General features: G+C 70.1%; 25 protein-coding genes and 1 riboswitch. Of the genes, 17 read left to right on the top strand and 8 right to left on the bottom strand.

Annotated elements, in window-relative coordinates; all coding sequences use genetic code 11:
• Positions 1–4 precede the first annotated feature (4 nt).
• The 5 genes from PCA_RS03135 to PCA_RS03115 are packed head-to-tail and all read left to right on the top strand — an operon-like array spanning position 5 to position 3,828.
• Positions 5–415, top strand: a complete 411-nt coding sequence (locus tag PCA_RS03135; RefSeq protein ID WP_181300864.1) for a cytidine deaminase — start codon at positions 5–7, stop codon at positions 413–415.
• A 51-nt stretch (positions 416–466) separates the two neighbouring features.
• Complete coding sequence (locus PCA_RS03130; RefSeq protein ID WP_181300862.1) at positions 467–1,036, top strand: nitroreductase; 570 nt, start codon at positions 467–469, stop codon at positions 1,034–1,036.
• A complete protein-coding gene (locus PCA_RS03125; protein ID WP_181300860.1) occupies positions 1,033–1,944 on the top strand; it encodes a 5'-3' exonuclease H3TH domain-containing protein in 912 nt (303 codons plus the stop codon). Before PCA_RS03130 ends, PCA_RS03125 begins: the two co-directional genes overlap by 4 nt.
• A gap of 26 nt (positions 1,945–1,970) precedes the next feature.
• The gene (locus tag PCA_RS03120; RefSeq protein ID WP_181300858.1) at positions 1,971–2,807 is read left to right on the top strand and encodes an AraC family transcriptional regulator; all 837 of its coding nucleotides are present in this window, start codon (positions 1,971–1,973) and stop codon (positions 2,805–2,807) included.
• A gap of 46 nt (positions 2,808–2,853) precedes the next feature.
• Entirely contained in the window at positions 2,854–3,828 is a 975-nt protein-coding gene (locus PCA_RS03115; protein ID WP_181300856.1) for a DMT family transporter, read from the top strand.
• 38 nt (positions 3,829–3,866) lie between these two features.
• Here PCA_RS03115 and PCA_RS03110 read toward each other — a convergent pair whose 3' ends face one another.
• Positions 3,867–4,442: a hypothetical protein gene (locus PCA_RS03110; RefSeq protein ID WP_181300854.1), complete on the bottom strand. Its 576-nt coding sequence runs from the start codon at positions 4,440–4,442 to the stop codon at positions 3,867–3,869.
• Between the two features lie 141 nt (positions 4,443–4,583).
• Here PCA_RS03110 and PCA_RS03105 point away from each other — a divergent pair, with 141 nt between their 5' ends.
• Positions 4,584–5,237, top strand: a complete 654-nt coding sequence (locus tag PCA_RS03105) for a glutathione S-transferase family protein (RefSeq protein WP_181300852.1) — start codon at positions 4,584–4,586, stop codon at positions 5,235–5,237.
• Between the two features lie 3 nt (positions 5,238–5,240).
• On the opposite strand, the gene PCA_RS03100 is transcribed toward PCA_RS03105, so the two are convergent.
• From PCA_RS03100 to PCA_RS03090, 3 genes are read right to left on the bottom strand one after another with little or no spacing between them, the layout of a single operon-like run.
• Positions 5,241–6,326: a homoserine dehydrogenase gene (locus PCA_RS03100; protein WP_181300850.1), complete on the bottom strand. Its 1,086-nt coding sequence runs from the start codon at positions 6,324–6,326 to the stop codon at positions 5,241–5,243.
• On the bottom strand, positions 6,323–7,513 hold the full coding sequence (gene metB, locus PCA_RS03095) for a cystathionine gamma-synthase (RefSeq protein WP_181300848.1): 1,191 nt from the start codon (positions 7,511–7,513) through the stop codon (positions 6,323–6,325). Before metB ends, PCA_RS03100 begins: the two co-directional genes overlap by 4 nt.
• Before the next feature lie 52 nt (positions 7,514–7,565).
• Positions 7,566–8,588: a homoserine O-succinyltransferase gene (locus tag PCA_RS03090; protein ID WP_181300846.1), complete on the bottom strand. Its 1,023-nt coding sequence runs from the start codon at positions 8,586–8,588 to the stop codon at positions 7,566–7,568.
• Between the two features lie 79 nt (positions 8,589–8,667).
• A riboswitch (SAM riboswitch) is annotated at positions 8,668–8,779 on the bottom strand.
• A gap of 142 nt (positions 8,780–8,921) precedes the next feature.
• Between PCA_RS03090 and PCA_RS03085 the strand changes: the two genes are divergently transcribed.
• The 6 genes from PCA_RS03085 (at position 8,922) to PCA_RS03060 (ending at position 17,319) form a co-directional block, all read left to right on the top strand.
• A complete protein-coding gene (locus PCA_RS03085; RefSeq protein WP_181300844.1) occupies positions 8,922–9,557 on the top strand; it encodes a peroxiredoxin in 636 nt (211 codons plus the stop codon).
• Positions 9,558–9,619: 62 nt separating this feature from the next.
• Complete coding sequence (locus tag PCA_RS03080; protein WP_181300842.1) at positions 9,620–10,699, top strand: cysteine synthase A; 1,080 nt, start codon at positions 9,620–9,622, stop codon at positions 10,697–10,699.
• 75 nt (positions 10,700–10,774) lie between these two features.
• Entirely contained in the window at positions 10,775–11,494 is a 720-nt protein-coding gene (locus tag PCA_RS03075; protein WP_181300840.1) for a 2OG-Fe dioxygenase family protein, read from the top strand.
• Between the two features lie 252 nt (positions 11,495–11,746).
• Positions 11,747–14,599 (top strand): TonB-dependent receptor, encoded by a 2,853-nt coding sequence (locus PCA_RS03070; RefSeq protein WP_255436618.1) that lies wholly within the window; start codon positions 11,747–11,749, stop codon positions 14,597–14,599.
• 122 nt (positions 14,600–14,721) lie between these two features.
• Complete coding sequence (locus tag PCA_RS03065) at positions 14,722–16,323, top strand: peptide chain release factor 3 (RefSeq protein WP_181300837.1); 1,602 nt, start codon at positions 14,722–14,724, stop codon at positions 16,321–16,323.
• 84 nt (positions 16,324–16,407) lie between these two features.
• A complete protein-coding gene (locus PCA_RS03060) occupies positions 16,408–17,319 on the top strand; it encodes a type II CAAX endopeptidase family protein (protein WP_181300835.1) in 912 nt (303 codons plus the stop codon).
• A gap of 43 nt (positions 17,320–17,362) precedes the next feature.
• Here PCA_RS03060 and PCA_RS03055 read toward each other — a convergent pair whose 3' ends face one another.
• From PCA_RS03055 to PCA_RS03045, 3 genes are read right to left on the bottom strand one after another with little or no spacing between them, the layout of a single operon-like run.
• Positions 17,363–17,755 (bottom strand): hypothetical protein, encoded by a 393-nt coding sequence (locus PCA_RS03055; RefSeq protein WP_181300833.1) that lies wholly within the window; start codon positions 17,753–17,755, stop codon positions 17,363–17,365.
• A gap of 4 nt (positions 17,756–17,759) precedes the next feature.
• Positions 17,760–20,231, bottom strand: coding sequence for an acyl-CoA dehydrogenase (locus tag PCA_RS03050; protein ID WP_181300831.1), 2,472 nt, complete (start codon positions 20,229–20,231; stop codon positions 17,760–17,762).
• A 19-nt stretch (positions 20,232–20,250) separates the two neighbouring features.
• Positions 20,251–21,168 (bottom strand): alpha/beta hydrolase, encoded by a 918-nt coding sequence (locus PCA_RS03045; RefSeq protein ID WP_181300829.1) that lies wholly within the window; start codon positions 21,166–21,168, stop codon positions 20,251–20,253.
• 98 nt (positions 21,169–21,266) lie between these two features.
• Here PCA_RS03045 and PCA_RS03040 point away from each other — a divergent pair, with 98 nt between their 5' ends.
• The 5 genes from PCA_RS03040 (at position 21,267) to PCA_RS03020 (ending at position 25,776) form a co-directional block, all read left to right on the top strand.
• Positions 21,267–21,845 carry a TetR/AcrR family transcriptional regulator gene (locus PCA_RS03040; protein ID WP_181300827.1) on the top strand — a complete coding sequence of 193 codons (579 nt, stop codon included), beginning with the start codon at positions 21,267–21,269 and terminating at the stop codon, positions 21,843–21,845.
• Positions 21,846–21,915: 70 nt separating this feature from the next.
• The gene (locus PCA_RS03035) at positions 21,916–23,754 is read left to right on the top strand and encodes a phosphoenolpyruvate carboxykinase (GTP) (RefSeq protein ID WP_255436617.1); all 1,839 of its coding nucleotides are present in this window, start codon (positions 21,916–21,918) and stop codon (positions 23,752–23,754) included.
• A 112-nt stretch (positions 23,755–23,866) separates the two neighbouring features.
• On the top strand, positions 23,867–24,415 hold the full coding sequence (locus PCA_RS03030) for a sigma-70 family RNA polymerase sigma factor (protein WP_181300823.1): 549 nt from the start codon (positions 23,867–23,869) through the stop codon (positions 24,413–24,415).
• The gene (locus PCA_RS03025) at positions 24,412–24,855 is read left to right on the top strand and encodes a hypothetical protein (protein WP_181300821.1); all 444 of its coding nucleotides are present in this window, start codon (positions 24,412–24,414) and stop codon (positions 24,853–24,855) included. Before PCA_RS03030 ends, PCA_RS03025 begins: the two co-directional genes overlap by 4 nt.
• 18 nt (positions 24,856–24,873) lie before the next feature.
• Entirely contained in the window at positions 24,874–25,776 is a 903-nt protein-coding gene (locus tag PCA_RS03020) for a DUF4097 family beta strand repeat-containing protein (protein ID WP_181300819.1), read from the top strand.
• Between the two features lie 76 nt (positions 25,777–25,852).
• On the opposite strand, the gene PCA_RS03015 is transcribed toward PCA_RS03020, so the two are convergent.
• Positions 25,853–26,764, bottom strand: a complete 912-nt coding sequence (locus PCA_RS03015) for a hypothetical protein (RefSeq protein ID WP_181300817.1) — start codon at positions 26,762–26,764, stop codon at positions 25,853–25,855.
• Positions 26,765–26,988: the final 224 nt, after the last annotated feature.

Raw genomic sequence — 26,988 nt, 5'->3', positions numbered from 1 at the left:
CTCGATGCCCGTAACCACCCCGAACCACGACTTGCTGGCGCTGGCCCGTGCCGCGCGCGAGCAGGCCCACGCCCCCTACTCCGGCTTCGCCGTGGGCGCCGCCCTGCTGGCCCGCGACGGCCGCCGCTTCGCCGGCTGCAACGTGGAGAACGCCTCCTACGGCCTGTGCAACTGCGCCGAGCGCACCGCGCTGTTCGCCGCGATCGCGGCCGGCTGCAAGCCGGGCGACTTCGCGGCCATCGCGGTGATCGCCGACACCCCGGAACCGGTGAGCCCCTGCGGCGCCTGTCGCCAGGTGCTGAGCGAGCTGTGCGACGGCGACATGCCGGTGCTGCTCGCCAACCTGCGCGGCGACACCGCGCAGACCAGCGTGGCGGCACTGCTGCCCGGCGCGTTCACGCTGCCGCCACGCTGAAGCCCCGCGGCCTGCGGGTTACCATGCGGCTTTCCGCATCGCGATCCCGCCATGGCCGCCCCGCTCGAACTGCTGCAGCAGCGCCACTCCGTCCCCTCGCGCCAGCTCGGCGCGCCCGCGCCCGACGAGGCCACCCTGCGCGAGCTGCTCGCCGCCGCGATCCGCGTGCCCGACCACGGCAAGCTGGTGCCGTTCCGGCTGATCCGCCTCGAAGGCGACGCCAAGCTGCGCTTCGGCGAGCGGCTGGCCGAACTCGCGATCCGCAAGCAGCCGGAACTCTCCGACGCCAAGCGCGAGAAGGAACGCCTGCGCTACACCTTCGCGCCGCTGGTGATCGCGGTGGTCGCGCGCCTGGACGCCGCCAGTTCGGTGCCCGAGATCGAGCAGCGCCTGTGCGCCGGCAACGTGGCCTACAACCTCGTGCTGGGCGCGTACGCGCTGGGCTACGGCGCGCAGTGGCTCACCGGCTGGGCCGCCTACGATCCCGACGCCGCGTCCCTGCTGGGGCTGGCCCCGAACGAACACGTGGTCGCCTTCGTGCACCTGGGCACGCCGCAGGTCGAGGTGCCCGACCGCGAGCGCCCCGCGCTGGACGACGTGCTGAGCACGTGGGCGCCATGAGCGCGAAGCGCGCCGCCGCCCATCTGGTGGACGGCAGCCTGTACGTGTTCCGTGCCTGGCACTCGATGCCGGACGAGTTCCGCGATGCCGACGGCCATCCCGCCAACGCCGTGCACGGCTACACCCGCTTCCTGTGCGAACTGCTGGAGAAGGTGCGGCCGGAGCGGCTCGCGGTGGCCTTCGACGCCTCGCTCACCAGCTCCTTCCGCAACGCGATCTACCCGCCGTACAAGGCCAACCGCGAGCTGCCGCCGCCCGACCTCGAACGGCAGTTCGTGCTGTGCCGCGAAGTGACCGCGGCGCTCGGCATCCCGGTGATGATCGACCACAGCTACGAGGCCGACGACCTGATCGGCAGCGCGCTGTGGAACCTGCGCGCGCACGCTGTGCCCGCCGTGATCGTCTCCGCCGACAAGGACTTCGGCCAGTTGCTGGGCGAACACGACGAACAATGGGACTACGCACGCAACCTGCGCTGGGGTCCCGCGGGCGTGCACGAAAAGCTCGGCGTGCACCCGCACCAGGTGGCCGACTACCTCGCGCTGTGCGGCGACGCCGTGGACAACATCCCCGGCGTGCCCGGCATCGGCGCCAAGACCGCCGCCGCCCTGCTCACGCACTTCGGCAATCTCGAAGCGCTGCTGGAACGCGTCGACGAAGTGGCCTTCCTGCGCCTGCGCGGCGCCGCCAGCTGCGCCGCGAAACTGCGCGAGCACGGCGACCAGGCCATGCTCTACCGCCGGCTCACCCGCATCGCGCTGGATGCGCCGGTGCCGGAAGGCGCCGACGCCCTGCGCCGCGGGCGCGGCGACGGCACCGCGCTGCAGGCCCTGTGCGAACGCCTGCGCTTCGGCCCGCTCACGCGCGCCCGGCTCAACGCGCTGGTCGACGGCGGCACGGGCGGCTGACGCCGGCAGCGTGGCATCATCGCCGCATGCAAGGCGTACCGGGCCAGTTCGACCATCCCACCGACATCGCGCAGTTCCGGCATCCACCGCACCGTGCCGGCGTGGAGCTCTACCGCGCGCACATCGTGCAGCACGCGTTCGAGCTGCACTGCCACGACGGCTTCGGGCTGGGGGCGATCGAATCCGGCGTGGAGCGGTTCCGCTACCGCGGTGCCGAGCATCTGGCGCCACCCGACTCGCTGGTGACAATGCACGCCGACGAGCTGCATACCGGCAGCGCCGTCACCGCCGCCGGCTGGCGCTACCGCATGCTGTACATCGAGCCCGCGCTGGCCGCGCGAATCACCGGCGAGCCAGGCTGGTGGTTCGACCAGGCGGTACGCGCGGACCCGGCCGGCACGCGCGAGATCACCGCGTTGCTGGATGCGCTGTGGCAGGCGGACGAACCGCTGGCGTTCGACAGCCTGCTCGCCGTGCTGCTGGACCGCTTCCGCCGGCACGCACGGGTGCCGCGCGCGGTACCCGTGCGGGCGCCGTCCCGCTTCGCACCAGTAATCGACTACCTGCATTCGCACCTGGCCGAACGCCTGAGCCTGGATGAACTGGCCGCCGTGGCCGGGCTCAGCCCGTTCCATTTCCTGCGCCAGTTCCGCACGCAGCATCACGCCACCCCGCAGCAGATGCTGATGGCGCTGCGGCTGGCCCGCGCCAAGCGCCTGCTCGATGCGGGCGAGCCGCCCGCCCGGGTGGCGGCAGACACCGGGCTCAGCGACCAGGCGCATCTCACCCGCGCGTTCCTGCGGCGCTACGGCGTCACGCCGGCGCGTTACCAGCGCCAAGTGGCGGCGCCGCTGCGCCCATAGCAATCTGCTGCAAGACGGCCGCGCCGGCAGCTGCCATGCTGCGCGCATGTTGAAAGGAACCCTCTACGCACTGGTGGCCGGCCTGATGTGGGGCATGGTCTTCGTCGCCCCCTTGCTGCTGCCGGAGTACCCGCCGGCCCTGCAATCGGTGGCGCGCTACCTCGCCTTCGGCCTGATCGCGATGCCGCTGGCGTGGCTGCACCGCGACGCCTTGCGCCAGCTGACCCGCGCCGACTGGATCGAGGCGCTGAAGCTGGTCGCGGTCGGCAACCTGCTGTACTACCTGTGCCTGGCCAGCGCGGTCCAGCGTGCCGGCGCGCCGCTGCCCACGATGATCGTCGGCACCCTGCCGGTGGTCATCGCCATCGCCGCGAACCTGCGCAACGGCCGGCGCGATGGCCGGCTGCCGTGGCTGCGGCTGGCGCCGCCGCTGCTGCTGATCGTCGCCGGCATCGCCAGCGTGAACCGCGCCGAGCTGGTCGCGCTGCAACACGCGCCGGGCGGCCTCGCGCGCTACGCCTCCGGCGCCCTGTTCGCCTGCGCCGCCGTGGCCTGCTGGACCTGGTATCCCCTGCGCAACGCCGACTGGCTGCGCCATCATCCCGACCGCAACCCGCGCGCCTGGGCCACCGCACAGGGCGTGGCCATGCTGCCGCTGGCCGCGCTCGGCTACGCCGCGGTGTGGGGCACGATGAAGGCGGGCGGCAGCACGTTCCCGATGCCGCTGGGACCGCACCCCGTGCTGTTCGCGTGCCTGATGGCGGCGATCGGCCTGTTCGCCTCGTGGCTGGGCACGCTGTGCTGGAACGAGGCCAGCCAGCGCCTGCCCACGGCGCTGGTGGGGCAACTGATCGTGTTCGAGACGCTCGCCGCGCTGACCTACGCCTTCGTGCTGCGCCACCAACTGCCCGCGCCGTCGGCGATGCTGGGCATCGCCCTGCTGGTGGCCGGCGTGGTGCTGGCCGTGCGCGTGAAACCGGTGCCGCTGCCGGCGACGGACAGCGGCCGCGTGGCCGGCTGAGCGCGGTTGCGCGCCAGCCTGGCGCGCGAAGCCGCCGGTCAGTTTCCCGTGTCCTCCGTGGACTGCTTGTCGCCACCCACGGCCAACGTGCGCACCTGCAGTTGCTTGCCGTCCGGGCTCAGTTCGGAGACCTGCAGGTTGCCGCCCTTGTCGCCGCCCTGCGCCATCACCACCGGCATGGCCCGGGCATCCAGCAGCATGAACATCGTGTTGCCCTTGCCGTCGACCATCAGGCCGACGCGATCGCGCGCCGTGCCCTTGGGCGTGGTCGGCGCATCCAGTCCCAGCGCCACGCGGCCATTCGCCATGGTTGCCATGCCGCCGCGCTCCAGGCCCGTGCCGTCGTAGAGCACGACACCGGACACAGGACTCATCCGATGGTCGGCGCCGGCGGGATCCTGGCCGATGCGCACACGCACCGTGCCGCTGTCATCCACCGCATAGATGCGATGCACCCGTATCTCGCGCTGCACGATGCCGCCTACGCCGTACCAGGCGAGGAACATCGCCACCACCAGCAGCAACAAGCCGAACAGGCCCCAGCGCGCGCGTCGCAAGGAACGCTCCAGCCGGACCAGACGCACTTCAAGGGCTTCCGAAGTCACGGAATTCATGCACGTTCCTTGGTGGGGATGGGGTGGCGCCAACGCTAGCACTCGCCCGACTCCGGCGACAATCGGCCGGCCTGTCGAAAACCTGCGAGCCTGTTCGTCGCTGCCATGAAGGGCCGCCGTCGCGGCCAGCCGGGAAACCCCATGAACCTGCAGCTCTACATGCACCCGCTGTCCTCGTTCTGCCACAAGGCGCTGATCGCCCTGTACGAGAACGACACGCCGTTCGAGCCGCGCATGGTGCGGCTGGACGACGAAGCCTCGCGCGAGGCATTCCGCAAGGTGTGGCCGATCCTGCGCTTCCCGGTGCTGCGCGACGAGGCGCGCGGGCGCATCGTGCCGGAGTCCAGCATCATCATCGAATACCTGGCGCTGCATTACCCCGGGCGCACGGCGCTGCTGCCGGCCGATCCGCAGGCCGCGCTGGAGGTGCGCGAGCGCGACCGCTTCTTCGACCTGTACCTGCACGTGCCCACGCAGAAGGTCATCACCGACCGGATGCGCCCCGCGGACGGCCACGACGAGATCGGCGTGGCGCAGGCGCGCGCGCAGTTGCGCACGGCCTATGCGCTGCTCGAACGGGAGATGGGCGGGCGCACCTGGGCAACGGGCGACGATTTCACCATGGCCGACTGCGCGGCGGCGCCGCCGCTGTTCTACTCCGCCTGGGCCGAGCCGCTGGACGATTTCCCGCACGTCGCCGCCTACCGGCAGCGGCTGATGGAACGCCCTTCCTTCGCCCGCGCACTGCGCGAGGCGGAGCCGTATCTCCACCTCGTGCCGAAGGCGCCGGCGTGAGGCTCAGACCAGGGCCAGTACGTCGCCCAGCAAGGCCTGCGCGGTGACTTCCGGCCCCGCGCCCGGTCCCTGGATCACCAGCGGCTGGGTGTGATAGCGGGTGGTGGTGAGCGCGAACTGGTTGTCGGTGCCGTAGAGGCGTGCGGCCGGATGGTTCCCGGGCACCTCGGACAGGCCCACGCGGGCGTGACCGCGCTGGTTGAGGCGGGCGAGGAAGCGCAGCACGTTGCCGCGCGCCCTGGCCTCGGCGTGGCGGGCGGCCAGCGGTTCGTCGAGTTCCTCGAGGCGGGCGAGGAACTGCCCGGTATCCACCGCGCGCAGCGGCTCCGGCACCAGGCCTTCCACCTGCACCTCGTCGGCGCCCAGCGCGAAGCCGGCGTTGCGGGCCAGGATCAGCAGCTTGCGCGCCACGTCCTCGCCGGAGAGGTCGGCGCGCGGATCGGGCTCGGTGTAGCCGCGCTCGCGCGCCTCGCGCAGCAGCACGGAAAACGGCCGGCTGCCGTCGTAGCTGTTGAACAGGTACGAAAGCGAGCCGGAGAACACGCCTTCCAGCGTGAGCAGCGCGTCGCCGCACTGGCGCAGGCGACGCAAGGTGGAGAGCACCGGCAGGCCGGCGCCCACGGTGGCCGCATCGCCATAGCGCGCGCCGTTGGCCAGCGCGGCCTGCAGCGTGCGCCAGCCCGACAGCTCGCCGCCGCCCAGCGACTTGTTCGCGGTGACCACGTGGTAGCCACGCGCCAGCCATTCGGCGTGGCGCGCGGCAAGTTCGGCACTGGCCGTGGCGTCCACGATCACCTTGACCGCGATGTCGCTGGCATCGAGCGCGGCGAGCAGGGCCGCATCGTCGCGCGGCGCGCCGCTGGCCTTGAGCTGCTCGCGCAGGTTGCGCTCGGCCAGCTTCGCGGGCTCCGTCTGCTGGCGGCGCGAGTTGGCCGCGCCCACCAGCCGCAGCGCGGCGGCGGCCGGCGTGTTCAGCAGCTTGAGGAAGGCGCCGCCGACGACGCCGGTGCCGAGCAGCACCACCGCGATCGCGGACGCCGCTTCGCGCCTGGCCGACGGCTTGGCCTCCTCCGCCAACACCGCGCTCATGCGCTCACCCGGCGTTTGGATTTGTCCGCGGCAACGGCGCGGGCCAGGCCAGCGTCGAGGTCGCGCAGCAGGTCGTCGCCCTCCTCGATGCCCACCGACAGCCGCAGCAGGGTGTCGGCAATGCCCGCCTTGTGGCGCGCCTCCGGCGCCATTGCCGCATGGGTCATGCTGGCCGGGTGCGCCACCAGGCTTTCCACGCCGCCGAGCGACTCGGCCAGCGAGAAGTATTCGAGGCCGTCGACGAAGGCGGCGATCTGCGTCTCGTCGCCTTCCAGCTCGAAGCTGAGCATCGCGCCGAAACCCTGCTGCTGGCGCGCGGCCAGTGCGTGGTAGGGGTTGGCGGCGAGGCCGGGGTAGTAGACCTTGCGCACGGCGGCGTGGCCGTTCAGGTGGTCGGCGATGCGCGTGGCGTTTTCCTGGTGCTGGCGCAGGCGCACGCCCAGGGTGCGCAGGCCGCGCAGGGTGAGGTAGCTGTCGAACGGCGCGCCGGTGAGGCCGTTGCAGTTGCCCCACCATTTCAGCTGATCGGCCACCGCCGGGTCGCGCGCCACCACGGCGCCGCCGACCACGTCGCTGTGGCCGTTGATGTACTTGGTGGTGGAATGCACCACCACGTCGGCGCCCAGCGCCAGCGGCTGCTGCAGCGCAGGCGAGAGGAAGGTGTTGTCCACCACCACCAGCGCGCCGACGGCATGCGCGGCCTGCGCCACGTGGCGGATGTCGGTGATGCGCAGCAACGGGTTGGACGGCGTCTCCACCCACACCAGCGCGGGCTTCGCGGCGAGGCCGGCGGCCAGCGCGGCCGGATCGGTGAGGTCGGCGAACTGCAGCGCGAAGCGGCCCTTCTTCGCCCACGCGTCGAGCAGGCGCCAGGTGCCGCCGTAGCAATCGTGCGCGGCGAGCACCGTGGCGCCGGCCGGCACCAGTTCAAGCGCCAGCGCCACCGCGGCCATGCCGCTGGCGGTGATCACCGCCCCGGCGCCCTGCTCAAGCTCGGCGAGCGCGCCGGCGAGCAGGTCGCGCGTGGGGTTGCCGCTGCGCGAGTAGTCGTAGGGCCGCTTCTTGCCGAAGCCCTCGAAACTGTAGTTGGTGGACAGGTGCAGCGGCGGCACCACCGCGCCGTGCTGGGTGTCGCTCTCGATGCCGGCGCGGACGGCGCGGGTACAGGGGGACGTGGTCTCGCTCATGGTGATGCTCCGGAAATTTCGATGTGTCGCGGGGATGTCGTGATGGTTATGTTCAGCGCAGGGCTTCGCGCAGCAGCGGCGCGAGCTGCTCCGGTTCCTTGAGGAAGGCGTCGTGGCCGTAGGGCGACTCCACCACCTCCAGCGTGGCCGGGCCGCGCAGGCGGCGCTGCAGCTCGCAGAGGTCGGCCAGCGGCACCAGGCGGTCGGAGGGAAAGCCGATCAGGGTGGACGGCACCGGCACCTGCTCGGGCGCCACGTCGTGCAGGTCGATGGACTCGGACAACGCGAGGAAGCGCTCGGCGTCGAAGCGCTCCACGAAGCGGCGGCCCTGGTGCTCCAGGTAGTCCTCGACCGGGAAGTGGAAGCGGTCGCCGCGCCATTCCGGGTCGCCGGCGAAGCGGCGGCCGAATTCGGCGCTGCCGCGGTAGGTGGTCATCGCGAGCTGGCGCGCCAGCGCCAGCGCCTCGTCCAGCTGACCGCTCTGCTGGCCCAGCCGCACGATGCCGCGCTGCACGCTGCGCTGCGCGGTGGAAAGCGGATGCGTGCGGTGCGCGCCGGCCAGCAGCACCAGCCGCTCGGTCTGCTGCGGATGCCGCGCGGCAAACGCCAGCGCCACCATCGCGCCATAGGACGAACCCACGAACGCATGCGCCCGGGCGATGCCCAGCGCATCCAGCAGCGCAGCCAGCGCGTCGGCCTGGTCTTCGCTGGAGACGGTGCTGGTGCCGAGTTCGGCCGGGATGAGCCAGTCGATCGCCAGCACGCGGAAGCGGGCGAGGTCGATCGCCGCGCCGTCGCCCACCAGCGCCTGCCACCAGCCCGGCGCGGCATCGGCCGGCGCCGTGACATAGCGATCCGCGGAGATGCCGCCCTGCACGATCACGGTGGGCGCGTCGGCCACGCCGCTCCACAGGTAGCGCACATCGACCTCGCGCGGGCCGTTGCCGTACTTCGGACTGAGGGAGATCCGCCGCGCGCTCTGCTGGTCGCCGAACGCGACGCGCACCCGCGGCGCGACCGGGAAGTCGACCACGTCGGCGGTGCGTGCGTTGCGGGTTTCGGGCAGCTGGCTCATGCGTCTCTCCGTTCGGCATCGCCTGCGGATGCCGGAGAGGAGCCCCGCGCGTACGGCATACGACGCCGCCTGCGCAAGCTGCCCATCTGCCGGGGCGCCTTGCGCCACCGCAGGAGTTGGCACCGTCGCGGAACATTCCGCAGGTTGCCCCGGCTTCAAAGGGCCTGTCCCTCAGCCGGTCTCGATGAGTGGCGGAAATAGTGCCCGTGCCACGCAACACTGTCAATAGACGTCTAAACGTCTGGACGTTCATATGCATATTCGTGATATGTATTTGCCGGTCGCGGCGCGGCCGGCGCAGGCTGGATGCACCGTTCGCGAAGGAGAACCCGCATGAGTCTGCAACTGGGCGACACCGCCCCCGACTTCACCCTCGATTCCACCGCCGGCACGGTGCGCTTCCACGACTACGCCGGCTCGCACTGGGTGGTGTTCTTCTCGCATCCCAAGGATTTCACGCCGGTGTGCACCACCGAGCTGGGCGCGTTCGCCAGCCGCAAGGCGGAGTTCGACGCGCGCGACACGAAGCTGATCGGCCTGTCGGTGGATTCGGTGGCCGACCACAAGGGCTGGGCGCAGGACGTGGCCGACGTGGGCGGCACCGCGCTCAACTACCCGCTGCTGGCCGACCCCGAGCTGGAGGTGGCGAAGCTCTACGGCATGTTCCACCCCAAGGCCGACCCCAAGGTCACCGTGCGCTCGGTGTTCGTGATCGATCCGCAGAAGAAGGTGCGGCTGATCCTCACCTATCCGCCCAGCGCGGGCCGCAACGTGGACGAGGTGTTGCGCGTGCTGGACTCGCTGCAGCTCACCGACGGCCGCAAGCTCACCACGCCGGTGGACTGGCAGCCGGGCGACGACGTGATCATCGCGCCTTCGGTGTCCGACGAGGATGCGCGCAAGCTGTATCCTGCCGGCTGGAAGACGCTGAAGCCCTACCTGCGCCTGGTGCCTGCGCTGGAAGCCTGATCCCCCGCCCCCCGCCACGCGGGAAGGCCACGCGCCGTCCCGCCCGAATCGCCGCATCGACCATGAGCATCCAAGCCGACCTTTCCGCCAGCGTGGGCCACACCCCGCTGATCCGCCTGCGCCACGCCAGCGAACTCACCGGCTGCGAGGTGCTGGCCAAGGCAGAGCTGCTGAACCCCGGCGGCTCGATCAAGGACCGCACCGCGCTGGGCCTGGTGCTGGACGCGGAGCGGCGCGGCGAGCTGCGGCCCGGCGGCGTCATCGTGGAAGGCACCGCGGGCAACACCGGCATCGGCCTGGCGCTGATCGGCGCCAGCCGCGGCTACCGCACGGTGATCTTCATGCCGGACACGCAGAGCGCGGAGAAGATCGCCGCGCTGCGCGTCACCGGCGCCGAGGTGCGGCTGGTGCCCGCGGTGCCGTACAGGGACCCCAACCACTACGCCCACCACGCGCGGCGCCACGCCGAGGCGCTGAACGCCGCGCGGCCGGGCAGCGCATGGTTCGCGAACCAGTTCGACAACACCGCCAACCGCGACTGGCACGCCGCCACCACCGGCGTGGAGATCTGGGAGCAGACCGAAGGCCGCGTGGACGGCTTCGTCTGCGCCGCCGGCACCGGCGGCACGCTGGCGGGCGTCGGCCATGCGCTGAAGGCGCGAAAGCCCCTGGTGCGCATCGCGCTGGCCGACCCGGCCGGTTCCGCGCTGGCCAGCTACGTGCGCACCGGCGAGCTTGCCGCCAGCGGCAACTCGATCAGCGAAGGCATCGGTTCCAGCCGCATCACCGCGAACTTCGAGGGCGCGGCCATCGACCTCGCCTGGTCGATCCCCGACGACGAGTCGGTGCCGCTGGCGCACCGCCTGCTGCACGAGGAAGGCTGGTGCGTGGGCGGTTCCAGCGGCGTGAACGTGGCCGGCGCGATCCGGCTCGCCCGCGCACTCGGACCGGGCCACACCATCGTCACCGTGCTGGCCGACGCCGGCACGCGCTACCAGGCCAAGCTGTTCAACCCCACGTTCCTGCGCGACAAGGGCATCCCGGTGCCGGCGTGGCTGGAACAGGCGTTTCCGGACGCAGCCCCGGCCAAGCCGCAGTCGCGAGCGGAAGTCGCGCCGCTCGCCTTCGCCAAGGCGCTCTGAAGCTGGCGCCAGGCGCCCGGCCGCCCGTGGCGGCAGCCGGATGCCGCCACGGGCGCTTCCTGCTAGCGTGCACGCATGAATGCCCCCACCCCTGCCGATCCGCGCGTCGCCCTGCGCCGCGACGGCTACGCCTTTGTCACCGCCGACGCCATGCGCGGACTGCTGGACGCCGGCACGCTGACCGACTGGCCCGCGTTCGCCGCCAGTTGGAACGACCTCGGCGACGACGCCTACCTCGCCGCGCGCGGCCGCCGGCGCCGGCGCCGCCATGCCGTGTTCGCCGCGGACGCCGGCGGCGCGATCCGCCGCGAACCGCACCAGCCGCATTACCAGAGCGTGGCCTACAACCCCCTGCAGGGCGGCATCGAGCGCTGGTTCGAGCCGGTGCAGCCGGCCATCGCGGAGAGTGCCAGCCTGCGCCGCATCCTCGGGTTCTGCCGCGACGGCTTCGGCGCACTGGCGCCGGACGTGCGGCAGTGGCGCATCGAGGTGCACCAGTTCCGCATCGAGGCGCGTGCCGACGAAGCCGGCGAACCCACGCCCGAAGGCGTGCATCGCGACGGGGTGGACTACGTGCTGGTGCTGCTGGTGGACCGCGAGAACATCGAGCGCGGCACCACCACCATCCACGCCCCCGACGGCCACGAACTTGGCCAGTTCACCCTGGTCAACGCGTTCGACGCCGCGCTGGTCGACGACCACCGCGTCGCCCACGGCGTCACCCCGGTGGCCCCCAGGGACCCCGCACTGCCCGCGCATCGCGACGTGCTGGTGGTGACGTTCAAGGCGGCCTGACGGAACCTGAACCGCAAGAATTAGCGAATTCCGTCACGCACGGACTTGTGCCTGCAATGCGGACTTAACGCGAGTATCTTCGTGAACGCAACATCAAGCGCAGCGGCATCGCTCCGCTGCATTTCATGCTGTCTTGGGGGACAGCGGTCTGCGTCAGGGAGGTGTCACATGACTGTATGTCGCCACTTGCGGCCGGCGTCGGCGTTGCGGCCGAACGGCTTCCGTCCACATGCTCTTGCCAGTGCCTGCGCCATGGGCCTGTTCGGCCTAGTGCTGTCCACCACTGCCACGGCACAGGAAACCACGCCCGCGCCGGCCAGCAAACCAGCCAACCAGACCAGTACGGCCACCGACAAGAACACCAGGAAGCCCGCCGCCAACGGGGACAAGGTGAGCACCCTCGACGCGGTGGTGGTCACCGGCATCACCGGCAGCATCGAGAACTCGATCAAGGCCAAGCGCAACTCCAACCAGATCATCGAGGCGATCTCGGCCGAGGACATCGGCAAGCTGCCCGACGCCAGCATCGCCGAGAGCCTGTCGCGCCTGCCGGGCCTGGCCACGCAACGCATGAACGGCCGCGCCAACGTGATCTCCATCCGCGGCTTCTCGCCCGACTTCTCCGGCACCACGCTGAACGGTCGCGAGCAGGCCACGGTGGGCGAAAACCGCGGCGTGGATTTCGACCAGTACCCCTCCGAACTGATCAGCGGCGTGACGGTGTACAAGACGCCCGAGGCCAACCTGATCGGCCAGGGCTTGTCGGGCACGGTGGACCTGCACACGATCAGGCCGCTGGACCAGCCCGGCCGGGTGATCACCGCGAACCTGCGCGGCGAGTACACCTCGAACGGCGACCTCAGCCCCGGCACCGACGTGGGCACGCTGGGGCACCGCGCCAGCATCTCCTACATCGACCAGTTCCTGGACCACACGCTGGGCGTGGCGATCGGCTTTGCCCAGCTCGACTCGCCGATCCAGGAGAAGCAGTACCAGGCCTGGTGGTGGAGCGTGGACAACGGCACCGCCGGCATCGACCAGAACTGGGGCGGTCCGCACACGCCGGGCATGCCCGACAACGTGGTCTCGCAGGAAGGCATGCAGTTGCGCGCGCAGTCGCAGCGCCAGGTGCGCAACGGCCTGATGGCGGTGCTGGAGTGGGCGCCGGGCGAGCACTACCACTCCACGCTGGACATGTACTACTCCAACTTCGACAACAAGAAGTTCACCAACGGCGCGCAGTGGTCGAGCAGCCCGTACGACAACGTCAGCTACGCCAACGTGGGCACTGCGCCTTCGCTGCCCTACCCGCTGGTCACCTCGGGCACGGTCATGGGCTTGTCGCCGATCCTGCAGAACGAATACACCCGCGAGCACGACAAGCTGTTCTCGGTGGGCTGGAACAACCAGTACGACTTCGGCAACGGCTGGACGGCGATGGCCGACCTGTCCTACTCCCGCGCAAACGTGAGACTGCGCGACGCCTACCTGTTCAGCGGCCTCGCCGGCGGCGCGTTGATGAATGCCACGTTCAACACGCCGGTGGGTATCGGCTACCCGGACTTCTCACCCTCGGCGAACCTGGGCGACCCGTCGAACGTCGTGTTCATCGACCCGGGCAACCCCACGGGCACCCCACGGGGCTACGGCTACAACGGCCGCGAGGAATTCGACCGCCAGAAGGACACGATCAAGGCATTCCGGATGGAAGTCAGCCACCCCGCGGGCTGGATCTTCAGCGACTTCGTGCTGGGCGTGGACTACTCCGAACGCACCAAGACCAAGCAGGCCGATGTGTTCTTCGCGTGGCTGAACGGCAACGGCTCCACCTCCGACACCTACGATCCATTGTTCAGCGCGCCCATCGGCAACCTCGGCCAGCCTACCCGGCTCCGCTACGGCGGCATTCCCGGCATCGTCTACTACAACGTGGCGGAAGCTCTGGCCAACCAGTTCTACCTCACCGAGGAGAACCGCCAGGGCGACTGGAGCCGCAATTACTCGGTGAAGGAAAAGGTGCCGGTCGGCTACCTGAAGTTCGACATCGACACCACGCTGGGCAGCATCCCCGTGGGCGGCAACGTGGGCGTGCAGGTGGTGCGCACCAAGCAGTCTTCGGAGGCCGTGCAGACCAACGGCGACACCCGCGTCGGCACGCTCACCGGCGGCGTCAGCTATACTAACGTGCTGCCCAGCCTGAACCTGGTGTTCCACCTCACCGACAACCAGGACCTGCGCTTCGGCTTCGCCAAGACGCTGGCGCGCGGCCGCATCGACGACGAGAAGGTCTCCAGCTCCGCCAGCGTGGCGGTGGTGCAGCAAGGCCCGGCGACCGGCCAGGTGCTGTGGTCGGGCAGCGGCGGCAACCCCAAACTGAAGCCCTACGTGGCGGTGGGCACCGACCTGTCCTACGAGTACTACTTCGGCAAGTCCAGCTACTTCGCCGCGGCGGTGTTCAACAAGAACCTGCTGAACTACATCTACAACCGGACCGTGCTGGACTACGACTTCTCCGGCTACACCAACAACGACCCCACGCTGACGCCCACCCGCAACATCGGCTCGTTCACCCAGCCGCGCAACGGCACCGGCGGCAAGATGCAGGGCCTGGAACTCTCCGGTGCGCTGGAAGGCGGCCTGCTGGCGGAGGCGCTGGACGGCTTCGGCGCGCAGGCGAACTTCTCGCTGACCAACAGCACCATCCCGCAGAGCGCGGTCGACTCGATACCGGGCGCGCCGTCCACCCTGCCGGGGCTGTCGCGCAAGGTGGCCAACCTCACGCTGTACTACGAAAAGTACGGTTGGTCGGCGCGCCTCGCCGAACGCTACCGCTCCTCCTACACCGGCGAGGCGGTGGCGCTGTTCGACCAGCTCGGCTACACCCGGATCCAGGCCAGCAAGCAGTACGACTTCCAGCTTGGCTACGCTTTCGACCAGGGCAAGTGGAAGGGCCTGAGCCTGCTGTTCCAGGTGGTGAACCTCACGAATTCGGCCGACAAGACCGTGCAGATCTCCGGCCTGCCGAACAACGTGCAGCTGACCCGCCCGCTGGAACTCGACACCTGGGGCCGCACCGTGATGTTCGGAGCGAGCTACAAGCTGTAACGCATCGACGCCGGCCCGGGGACTTCCCGGGCCGGCGCTGCGCATGCGGAGGGTGGGGGTCGCCCCGGCCGGGGCGGCCAACGAGGCTATAATGGGCGGTTCCCGCGCCCGCACACGCCGCCATGTCCACCCATCTCGCCGAAACCCGCCGCCGCCGCACCTTCGCCATCGTCAGCCATCCCGACGCGGGCAAGACCACGCTGACCGAAAAACTGCTGCTGTTCGGCGGCGCGATCCAGATGGCCGGCTCGGTGAAGGGCCGCAAGGCGGCGCGCCATGCGACCTCGGACTGGATGGCGCTGGAAAAGGAGCGCGGCATCTCGGTGACCTCGTCGGTGATGCAGTTCCCCTACGAGGGCAAGATCGTCAACCTGCTGGACACTCCCGGCCACGCGGACTTCTCCGAGGACACCTACCGCGTGCTCACCGCCGTGGACTCGGCGCTGATGGTGATCGACTGCGCGAAGGGCGTGGAGGAGCGCACGATCAAGCTGATGGAGGTGTGCCGCCTGCGCGATACGCCGATCATGACCTTCATCAACAAGCTGGACCGCGAAGGCAAGTCGCCGATCGAACTGCTGGACGAGGTGGAATCCGTGCTCGGCATCGCCTGCGCGCCGCTGACCTGGCCGATCGGCATGGGCAAGCGGCTGAAGGGCGTGTACCACCTGCTGCTGGACGAGGTGCACCTGTTCGAGCAGGGCAGGAATTTCACGCGGCAGGATTCCACCATCTTCAAGGGCCTCGATGCCCCCGGGCTGGAAGCAGCCATCGGCAGCGAGGCGCTGGCCGAACTGCGCGAGGAGCTGGAGCTGGTGCAGGGCGCCGCGCCCTCCTTCGACCTCGGCGACTACCTCGCGGGCAAGCTCACCCCGGTGTTCTTCGGCTCGGCGGTGAACAACTTCGGCGTGCAGCTGCTGCTGGATTTCTTCGTGGAGCATGCGCCCTCCCCGCGCGCGCGCGCCACCACCTCGCGCGAGGTGCAGCCGGAGGAAGAGAAACTCACCGGCTTCGTGTTCAAGATCCAGGCGAACATGGACCCCGCGCACCGCGACCGCGTGGCCTTCATGCGCGTCTGCTCGGGCACCTACACGGCCGGCATGAAGATGATCCAGACGCGCACGAACAAGGAAGTGCGCATCGCGAACGCGCTCACCTTCATGGCGAGCGACCGCGAGATCGTGGAAACCGCCTATCCCGGCGACGTGATCGGCCTGCACAACCACGGCACCATTTCCATCGGCGACACCTTCACCGAAGGCGAGCCGGTGAGCTTCACCGGCATCCCGAATTTCGCGCCCGAACTGTTCCGCCGCGCGCGCCTGCGCGACCCGCTGAAGATGAAGGCGCTGCAGAAGGGCCTGGCGCAGCTGTCCGAGGAAGGCGCCACCCAGTTCTTCCGCCCGCTGATGTCGAACGACCTGATCCTGGGCGCGGTGGGCGTGCTGCAGTTCGACGTGGTGGCCTACCGGCTCAAGGACGAATACGGCGTGGACGCCGCGTTCGAGCCGGTGACCGTGGCCACCGCGCGCTGGGTGCACTGCGCGGACGAGAAGAAGCTGGAGGAGTTCCGCGAGAAGAACGCGATGAACCTCGCCATCGACGGCGCCGGCGAACTGGTCTATCTCGCGCCGTCCCGCGTGAACCTGCAGCTGGCGCAGGAGCGCTCGCCCGCGGTGCGCTTCGACGCCACGCGCGAGCACGCGGCGGCCGCGGAAATTTGAACCGCGCGGCATGACGGCCGTCACTACCGTCTAGCGGTAATCGCCTGCCAGACTGGCGCACGTCCACCCGCAGAGCCTTGCGCCATGTCCAATCCGACCGTTGCCTTCTCCACGCCCGCGACCGCATCCGGGTGGAAGCGCTGGCTGGTGTTCTCGCCCGTGGCGCGCATCATGATTTTCGTGGTCGCGATGGCCGTGCTGAGCACGATCTCCGGCACCGTCGACCACTTCGCCTTCGGCGGCAGCAGGCACATGACGTTCGGAACGCCATCCGGCGTGGCCGTGTATCTCACCACGATGGTCCTGCCGGCGGTGCTGGCCTACCTGTTTCTGGTCCGCGTGGTGGAACAGCGGCGACTGGGCGAGCTGGCCGCACATCGCTTGCTGCGCGGGGTGATCTCCGGAATCCTGGGCGGCCTCGCGTTGTTCAGCGCCGTCGTCGGCATCCTGTGGTTGCTGGGCAGCTACCACGTCACCGGCACCAGTTCCGATGTGCACTGGCTGCTCGCCCTGCTGTCGGTGGGCGTGGGCGCCGGCATCGGCGAGGAGGTGTTGTTTCGCGGCGTGCTGTACCGGATCGCGGAGGAAGGCCTTGGTACCTGGTGGGCGTTGCTGATCTCCGCGCTGTTCTTCGGCTTCGCACACTCGCACAACCCGGGGGCGACGGCATGGAGTTCAGCCGCCATCGCCATTGAGGCCGGCATTTTGCTTGCGCTGCTGTATCACGTCACCCGTTCGCTGTGGCCATGCATCGGCCTGCACGCGGCATGGAACTTCGCGCAGGGCACGATCTACGGCATCCCGGTATCGGGCAGCGCGGCGAGTGGCTGGCTGGTGTCCACCCGGACCGGACCGGACTGGCTCAGCGGCGGCGTGTTCGGCGCCGAGGCCTCGGTGGTGGCGCTGGCGCTGTGCCTGTTGTGTTCGGCGGCATTGCTGGCGGTCGCGCTGCGTCGCGGCAGCTTCGTTCGGCCGTCCTGGCGGCGCAGACGCTGAATCGCCGGACACGGCCGGCGACGGGGCGCGCGCGTTGCGCCGCTCATGTCGCCCAGGGCGTGAGCGGCAGCCCAAACAGCAGCGCGCCCAGCGCGAACAACGCCGTCAGCACGTGGATCAACGGCTTGTCGTAACGCAGGAAAACGAACTGCTCGATCAGGCGGCCGAGCCAGAACAGCGCCATGCCAGCCAGCAGCGCATGGCCCAGTCGCGTGTGCAGCAGATCGCCGGGCAGGGCGAAGCACAGCGCGGCCACTCCGAGAAATACGTGGATCAAGCGCAGGTTGAGTATCTGCGTCACCGCCCGGGTCGCCACGTTCGTCTGCCGCAGCGCGGCCGGCCAGTCGAACAGTTTCCAGAATGCGAGATGGAACGCGGCGAAACCCAGGCTGTGCGCACCGCACAGGTACACCAGGGTTTCGCCGCTGACGCTCACGGCGTCAGGCCACGTCCGGCAACTTCTTCCGCGCGTCGGCGCGCGTCACCGCCGCCCGCAGTTCGGAGGGCTCGAAGTCGTCCACCGAGATGAACTCGAACGCCGCGTCGTGCACGCGCTTCAGCAGGTCGCGCTCGGCCTGGCTGATGACGTTGGCGGCCAGCGCCTGGTCCAGCTGGCCGTCGTAGTCGTGCGCGCTGAACTGACCGGCCTTCAGGCCCTTCAGGAATTTGCGCTCCACCGGCTCGGCGGCGATCACGTCGGGAAGCAGCGCGTTCATGCGACCCACCGTGTTGTTCGCCGTGGGGGTGAGATACACCCACTCGGTGAGGCGTGCGCGCGCCTCGTTCGGCGCGGTGAGCAGCGCGGCGACGCGGCGGCCCAGGCGGTCGGACGGCGGCACCTCGCGGCGGCCCAGCGGGAACACCAGCGCGCGCAGCAGCCATGCCACCGGACGCACCGGGAAGTTGCGGATCGCACCATCCAGCGCGTTCTGGATCAGCCACATGCATTCGTGGAAGCCCCAGGCGAGGAACGGACGGTCCGCCTCCGGCCGGCCGGTGTCCTCGTAGCGCTTGAGCATCGAGCTGGCGATGTAGAGGTAGCTCAGCACGTCGCCCAGGCGCGCGGAGAGCTTCTCCTTGAACTTCAGCTTGCCGCCCAGCACGCCCATGAAGACGTCGGCGCACAGCGCCAGCGCCGCGGAGTAGCGGTTGAGCTTGCGGTAGTAGCGGCGCGTATAGGCGTCGCCCGCGGCATCGCCCATGCGGCCGCCGGAAAGGCCCATCGCGAAGCTGCGCACGGCATTGGAAAGACCGAAGCCGATGTGGCCGAACAGCGCCTTGTCGAAGCTGCGCAGGCGGTGTCCGTAGTCTTCGATGGACAGCGCCCCCATCTCCTTCAGCACGTAGGGATGGCAGCGGATCGCGCCCTGGCCGAAGATCATCAGGCTGCGCGTCATGATGTTCGCGCCTTCCACCGTGATCGCGATCGGCACGCTGGTCCAGCCGCGCCCGGCGTAGTTCTTCGGCCCCAGCTGCACCGCCTTGCCGCCGTGCACGTCCATGGTGGCGCCGGCCACGATGCGCGCCCACTCGGTGGCGTGGTACTTCGCGATGGCCGAGGGCACCGCCGGCTTCTCGCCGCGGTCCACCGCAGCCGCGGTGGCGCGCGACAGCGCGGCGGTGGCGTAGGTGAGGCCGCCGATGCGGGCCAGTGCCTCCTCCACGCCCTCGAAACGGGCGATGGCGAGGCCGAACTGCTTGCGCATGCGCGCATACGCGCCGGTGGCCGCGGCCGAGCCGCGCATCGCGCCGGTGGCGTTCGAGGGCAGCGAGATCGCGCGGCCCACCGACAGGCATTCCACCAGCATGCGCCAGCCGTGGCCGGCCATGTGCGGGCCGCCGATCAGGGTGCTGAGCGGCGCGAACACGTCCTTGCCGCGCACCGGGCCGTTCTGGAACGGGATGTTGAGCGGAAGGTGGCGACGACCGATCTCCAGCCCCGGGGTGGAGCGCGGCAGCAGCGCCAGCGTGATGCCGAGGTCGTCCTTGTCGCCCAGCAGGTGTTCCGGGTCGTACATGCGGAACGCCAGGCCCACCACGGTGGCGATCGGCGCCAGCGTGATGTAGCGCTTGTCGAAGCTGAGCCTCACGCCCAGCGTCTCGACGCCGTCCACCACCTGCTTGCAGACGATGCCGAAGTCGGGGATGGAGGTGGCGTCGGAGCCCGCGTACGGGCCGGTGAGCGCGAAGCAGGGAATCTCCTCGCCCACCGCCAGGCGCGGCAGGTAGTGGTTCTTCTGCTCCTCCGAGCCGTAGTGCAGCAGCAGTTCCGCCGGGCCCAGCGAGTTCGGCACCGCCACCGTGGAGGACACCGTGGCCGACATCGTGGAGAGCTTCTGCAGCACCGCCGAATGCGCCAGCGCGGAGAACTGCAGGCCGCCGTACTGCTTGGGGATGATCATGCCGAAGAAGCGGTTCTTCTTGATGAAGTCCCAGATCTCCGGCGGCAGGTCGGCCAGCTCGTGGGTGATCTGCCAGTCGTCGATCATCCCGCAGAGTTCCTCCACCGGGCCGTCGAGGAAGGCCTGTTCCTCCACGCTCAGCTCGGGCCGGGGCTGCCGCAGCAGCTCGTGCCAGTCCGGCTTGCCGGAGAACAGCTCGCCCTCGAAACCCACGGTGCCCGCTTCCAGCGCGGTCTGCTCGGTTTCCGACAGCTTGGGCGTGACCCGGGCGAATATCTTCAGCACCGGCGCGGTGATGCGCTGGCGGCGGAAGCCGTCCATCAGCAACGGTACCGCGATGCCCAGTTCGACGATCAGCAGGACGACCATCGTCCAGTACGCACCGGTGAGCAGGCCCACGACCAGCGTGACCAGCGGCGCCACGATCGCGAACGTGCGCAGGCTGGTGCGGTGGTAGGCACAGGCGCCGCTCGCGATGAGCGCCGCCAGCAGGGTCAGTATCACGGCCATCTCGACATCCTCGTTGCGGTCATGCGTGTTGCGATGGGGTGGTGCGCCGGCCGGCACGGGTCGGCGCAGCGTCCAGCGACTGGATGAAACTTGCGATCTCGCGGGTGAACGCGTCGTTGGCGTCGCCCGCCAGCATGTGGGTGGCGCCGGGTACCTCGACATGCCGCGCATGCGGCACCAGTTGCAGGAACTCGGCGACGGTGGCGTGCGAGACCACGTCGCTGCGCTCGCCGGAGAGCAGCAGCACCGGCACGTCCACCTGCCTGGCGGCGGCGAACAGGCGCGGCTGGTAGCGCTCGCTTTCGGCAATCAGGTCGCCGGTCAGCAGCGCCGGGTCCCAGTGCCAGCGCAGGCGGCCGTCGACGCCTTCGCGCAGCAGCGGGCGCAGTTGCTCCTCGCTCTTGCGGCCGGCGCGGTGCGGCAGGTAGGCGGCGATCCGTTCCGCGGCCTCGGCGTAGCCGGCGAAACCGTCCGGATGGGCCTGCATGAAGGCGAGGATGCGTTCCACGCCGCGGGTTTCCCAGCGCGGCGTGATGTCCACCAGCACCAGCGCGCGGAACGGCGCCGGCCGCGCCTCGCCCGCCGTCACCAGGCCCAGCAGGCCGCCCATCGAGGCGCCCACCAGCACCGGCGGCGCGGGCTGCCGCTGCGCCAGTCCCAGCAGGTCGTCGATGAACTGCTGCATGTGGTAGCCGCCGCCGGCCAGATGTCCGCTTTCGCCATGGCCGCGGGCATCGAAGCTGATGCAACGGCAACCCTGCGCCGCCAGCGTGGCCGCGGCCCCGTTCCAGGCACCGCGGGTCTGGCCGAAGCCGTGGGCGAACAGCAGGGCCGGCACGCCCGGGGCGCCACCCGTCTCCACGGCCAGACGCAGGCCGTCGCCGGTGGCGACGAACTCGGTCCGGCCGGAAGGCGGCGATGGCGGGCAGATGTCCATACGGTCGAGTATGGGTCGCCCGATCCAGCCCCGTCAACCCGCCCCGGCGCCTTGCTGCCGTGGATTGCAAAGCCGGGCGCTGGGGCTACCATACGGCCATGGATCCAAGCCAGAAACCGGAACGCACCCGCCTCACCGCGGAAGATTGGGAAGTCGCCGCGCTGCAGATGATCGCAGAGCAAGGGGTGGGAGCCTTGGCCGTCGAAGCCCTGGCCCGCCAGTTGGGCGTCACCAAGGGCAGCTTCTACTGGCATTTCCGTACCCGCGAAGCGCTGTTGCAGGCGGCGCTGGAACGCTGGGAGCAATACGGCGAACGCGAGGTGCTGGGCCAGATCGAGCAGATCGCCGATCCGCATCAACGCCTGCCCGAGCTGTTCCGCCGCGCCGCGCACGAAGTGCAGCCGCACCGCGTCTACGCCGCCCTACTGAAGGCGCTGGACCACCCGCTGGTGGTGCCGGTGATGGCGCGCGTGTCGCAGCGGCGCACCGAGTTCCTGAACACCGCCTACCGCGAGGCCGGCCTGCCGCCGGGCGAGGCGCTGAACCGGGCCCGCCTCACCTACGCCGCCTACGTCGGCTTCCTGCAGCTGAACTTCACCCTGGGCCTGCCGCGCATCAACCACGAGGAATTCGACGCCTACGTGGAACACATGATCGCCACCCTGATTCCGGCCTGACCCTTCCCCCGCACCAGCTTCGAAACGGCGCCGCGGCGCCGTTTTCCATGCCTGCCTGCTGCAGGCAACCTTGCAATGCCAGTATGCGCAAACTACGGTCCCCGCACTTCTTTTCGCCAAGACCAGTGAGGACACGATGGCAAGCACGTTGGAAGCGCTCGAACGCTGGGTCGACGAGGTGGCGGCGCTGGTCCGCCCCGCGAAGATCCACTGGTGCGACGGCTCGGAGGCCGAATACCAGGCGCTGCTGGGGGACATGCTGGCCGACGGCACCCTGGTCGAACTGAACCAGCAGACGCACCCCGGCTGCTATCTGCACCGCTCCCACCCGTCCGACGTGGCGCGCGTGGAACACCTCACCCTGGTCTGCCACCCGGACGAGATCGACGCCGGCCCGAACAACCACTGGATGGACCCGGCCGCGGCGCACGCGAAGATGGACGCGCTGTTCGACGGCTGCATGGAAGGCCGCACCATGTACGTGATCCCGTACTGCATGGGCCCGATCGCCTCGCCGCTGTCGCGCTGCGGCGTGGAGATCACCGACAACCCCTACGTGGTCGCGAACATGAAGATCATGACCCGCATGGGCGACGCGGCGCGCGAGCGCATCGAGCGCGAAGGCGATTTCGTGCGCGGCCTGCACTCCACCGGCGAGCTCGACCCGGAACGCCGCTTCATCATGCACTTCCCGGCCGAACGCACGATCAAGTCCTACGGCTCCGGCTACGGCGGCAACGCGCTGCTGGGCAAGAAATGCCACGCCCTGCGCATCGCCAGCAACCAGGCCCGCGACGAGGGCTGGCTGGCCGAGCACATGCTGATCGTGGGCATCGAGAACCCGCAGGGCGAGACGCACTACATCGCCGCTGCGTTCCCCTCCGCCTGCGGCAAGACCAACCTCGCCATGCTGATCCCGCCCGAGGGCTACCGCCAGGACGGCTGGAAGGTGTGGACGGTGGGCGACGACATCTGCTGGATGCGCCCGGGCGCGGACGGCCGCCTCTACGCGATCAACCCGGAGGCCGGCTTCTTCGGCGTGGCCCCGGGCACCAGCGGCGACACCAACCCGAACGCGCTCGCGAGCATCTCGCACGACACCATCTTCACCAACGTCGCCGTCACCGCCGACAACCAGCCGTGGTGGGAAGGCCTGCCCGGCACGCCGGTCACCGACTGGCAGGGGCGCCCCTGCGACCCGGCCAACGGCCCGGCCGCGCATCCCAACTCGCGCTTCACCGTGAGCGCCCGGCAATGCCCCACGTGGTCGGAGAAGGCCGAGGACGCGCAAGGCGTGCCGATCACCGCGATCGTGTTCGGCGGCCGCCGTCCCTCACTGCTGCCGCTGGTGATGGAAGCCCGCAACTGGACGCACGGCGTGCTGATGGGCGCCGCGATGGGCTCGGAAACCACCGCCGCGGCCACCGGCGCGGTGGGCGTGCTGCGCCGCGACCCGATGGCGATGAAGCCCTTCTGCGGCTACCACTACGGCGACTACTTCCGGCACTGGCTGTCCTTCGACCGCCCCGGCGCGAAGCTGCCCAAGGTCTTCCACGTCAACTGGTTCCGCAAGGACGGGAACGGCCGGTTCCTGTGGCCTGGCTACGGCGAAAACCTGCGCGTGCTGGAGTGGATGATCGCCCGAGCGCAGGGCACGGTCCCCGGCCGGGAAACGCCGGTAGGCATCCTGCCCGGCGCCGGCGAACTGCGACTCGACGGCCTGGACCTGGGCCGCGCCGCGCTGGACGAACTGCTCGCGGTGGACCCGGCCGGCTGGCAGGCCGAGATCGCCGCGATCGGCGAGTACCTCGAAGGCTACGCGCCGCGCCTGCCGCCGGCCCTGCACGCCGAGCAGCAGCGCGTGGCGGCCGCGCTGAATCCCCCGCCGCTCCAGGCGGCCGCGGGCTGAGCGCCCCGGCATCGCCGCGGACCATTCCGGCCGCGGCGATGCAAACCCTGACGCTCCCGGCGGCATCCAAGCTGGCAAGATGATCGCTGCCTGTCCAGCCACCGACCCCTCGATGCCGCCAGCTTCCGCTGCCGCCGACAACGACACCGACGACGCGCGCGCGGCGGCCGGCGGCGACCGCCTGGCGTTCCAGCGGCTGTACCGCCGGCACGCCGACCGCATCCACGGCGCGGTATGCCGCCTGGCCGGCTACGACCACGCCCGCGCCGAGGACCTCACCCAGGAAGCGTTCGTGCGCGCCTGGCAAAAGCTGCCCGGCTTCCGCCACGAAAGCGCGTTCGGCACCTGGCTGTACCGGCTGGCGATCAACGTGGCGCTGATGGAAATCCGCGCCCGCCGCGCGGACCCGGTCGGCTTCATGGACGAAGACCACTTGCCCGACCACGGCGAGACGCCGTTCTGCGCCGCCGAGCGCGAAGAGCTGGAACGGGCGATCGGCAAGCTGCCGCCGCGCGCCCGCGCCGTGCTGGTGCTGCACGACGTCGAGGGCTGGCGCCATGAGGAAATCGGCAACGAACTGGAAATGGCGGTAGGCACATCGAAGGCGCAATTGCATCGAGCGCGGCAACTGTTGCGCCGCGCGTTGGGAGATACACCATGAACGAATTCGAATGGCGACAGCAGATGCGCAGGCTGCGTCAGCCGATCGCCCCGCAGCGCGATCTCTGGGGCGCCATCGAGCTGGCCCTGGAGCAGCGCGACGCCGGCACGGCATCGCCGCAACCGCTGCGCCACGCGACGCGCCGCCGCTGGCTGGTGGCCGCCGCGCTGACCGCCGCATTCGCGCTGGCCGGCGGCATCGGCCTGCACCTGCAGCATCAGGCGCCTGCCGCGGCAGGCGATACGCCCACGCTGGCGAACGCGGCCTGGAACCCGTCCGACCCGCGCCTCAGCGGCGCGGCGATCGAGCTGGGCGCGGCGCGCCTGGAACTGGAGCAGGCCATGCAGCAAGCTCCCCACTCGCCCTCGCTGCAGCGCCTGCTGGCGCGCACCGAACAGCAACAGGCGCAACTGCGCCATCTCGGCCACGAGGCCGGCTGAACCATGCCAGGAACGACCATGAAGATCTCCCGCTACGCCCCGCTGCTGCTGTGCCTGTACATGGGCCAGGCGCTTGCCGACACGCCGATCGACCTGCAGCACGCGGCCACGCCCACCGCGCGCATCACCGTCAGCAACATCTCCGGCGAAGTCCGCATCACCGCCTGGGACAGGCCGATGGTGCAGGTGGGCGGCCAGCTCGGCGACGGCGCCAAGCCGCTGGCGATCACCGGCAGCGACGACGACCTCTCGATCAAGGTGCAACCGCAGGGCGGCGGCGGCATGTTCAGCTGGGGCAGCAACAACCGCATGGGCGCCACCCAGCTGGACCTGCACGTGCCGCGTGCCGCCACGCTGGACGTGCAGGTGATCAGCGCGCCGCTGGTGATCGACGGCATGGACGGCGGCCGCATCAAGGTCGGCACGGTGAGCGGCCGCGCCCGCATCAACACGCGCACGCCCGTGCTGGACGTCGAGAGCGTCAGCGGCAACATCGAACTGGCCGGGCATGCCGCCCAGGCGGACCTGCAGACGGTGAGCGGCGACATCCTGGCGCCGGTGCTGGGCGAGCAGGCGAAACTGCAGACCATCTCCGGCCGCATCCAGGCCAGCGGCGGCCCCTGGCGCCAGCTCACGCTGAGCACGGTATCTGGCGACGTGCAGCTCGCCGGCGGCCTCGCGTCGAACGGCCGGATCGGCGTCGACAGCATGAGCGGCAACGTGCAGCTGCAACTGCCCGCCGGCAGCTCCGCCACCGTGCACGCCAGCAGCTTCAGCGGCGACCTGCGCAGCGACTTCGGCACCACGCAGAAATCCGAGCACGGCCCGGGCAGCAAGTTCGACGGGCGCCTCGGCAACGGCAACGGCTCGATCAACGTCGAGACCTTCAGCGGCGACCTGCGCATCCGCACCACGCACTGAGCCGCGCCCCCGCTTCCGTCGCCGCAAACGAAAACGCCGTCGCTGTGCGACGGCGTTTTCACGGATGCGAGCGGACTCAGAGGTCCTGGTGGTATTGCACGTAAGGCGTGCGCGACTGGTCCGGCTCGGGCCCCATCGGGGTGCTGGCGGGCGTACCCGACGACCACAGGTTCTGCGCACCCACGCTCAGCGAGCCCTGCCACGGCAGGCGCCAGGTCACGCCCAGGTCGATGCTGTTCCAGCGGCGATCCGGGGCGTAGCCGTTGCCCGGCACGCCGGCCAGCGGCGCCATGGTGCGGCCCACGATGGTGCCGCTGACGGGGCCATGGTCGACGCCGAAGCTGACCGCCTTCTGGTCCAGCGTGCTGATGCCCAGCAGGTTGCCCGGCAGCAGATGGATGCGTCCCACGCTGGCGCCCACGTCGATGCCGCTCTTGCTGCCCAGCGCCAGGCGGCCGCGCGCGTTGAGTTCGGAACTGCTGTCGAAACCGGACAGGCCATCCACGCCCGGAGCGACGCCGGGCAACACCCGCGGCAGGCTGGGAGTGTTCGGCGTGCTGCTGGTGCCCACGCTCAGGCCCAGGCTGTAGCGGCCGTCGTTGTACGTGGCGCCCACCTCGCTGCCGACCACCCGCAGCGGGCTGTTGACCCAGGAGTGCTGGTTGACGTCGGCATGCGCCTGCCAGTTCGGCGCGAGGCCGTACTGCAGTCCCGCACTCGTCACGGTGGACGCATCGACGGCATGGAAGGACAGCGGCGTGTCGCGCTGGGCCGCGGCGCCGTTGCGGCTATCGGCCTTGAGCGCGAACAGGCGGCCGTCCGTGCCGCGCCACAGCGGCACCACCAGCCCCGGCTTCACCTCGGCGACCTGCGCCGGCGGCTGCTTCAGCAACTGCGCGGCCAGCTTGCCGTTCGCATCGTCCACGGTCTGACCGGCCGCCGCGAACGGCAGCAGGCACAGCAGCAGTGGAGCAAGCAGGCGACGCATGGCAGGCAGTTCCGTTCCCGTGGGTATCAGCCGGATTGGGCGGCAGAAGTATACCGCATTTTACATTTAACTAACACCAATACAAGCCCTCGGTACAGTAATGAATGGCGTATCGTGACCGTCGTCTCGATAGACCAGCCGCGGCCCGGGCAGGTTCCTGCTGGCGGCGGTACCGACCCGCAGGATATAAGAGGCGTCACACTCCGTCCCGATACCCGGGTTCC

This window comes from Rhodanobacter sp. PCA2 (assembly GCF_013620825.1).
In the GTDB taxonomy this organism is placed as follows: Bacteria; Pseudomonadota; Gammaproteobacteria; order Xanthomonadales; family Rhodanobacteraceae; genus Rhodanobacter_A.
Note: the sequence above shows the minus strand (reverse complement) of the source record. Positions and strands in the feature narration are given on the sequence as shown.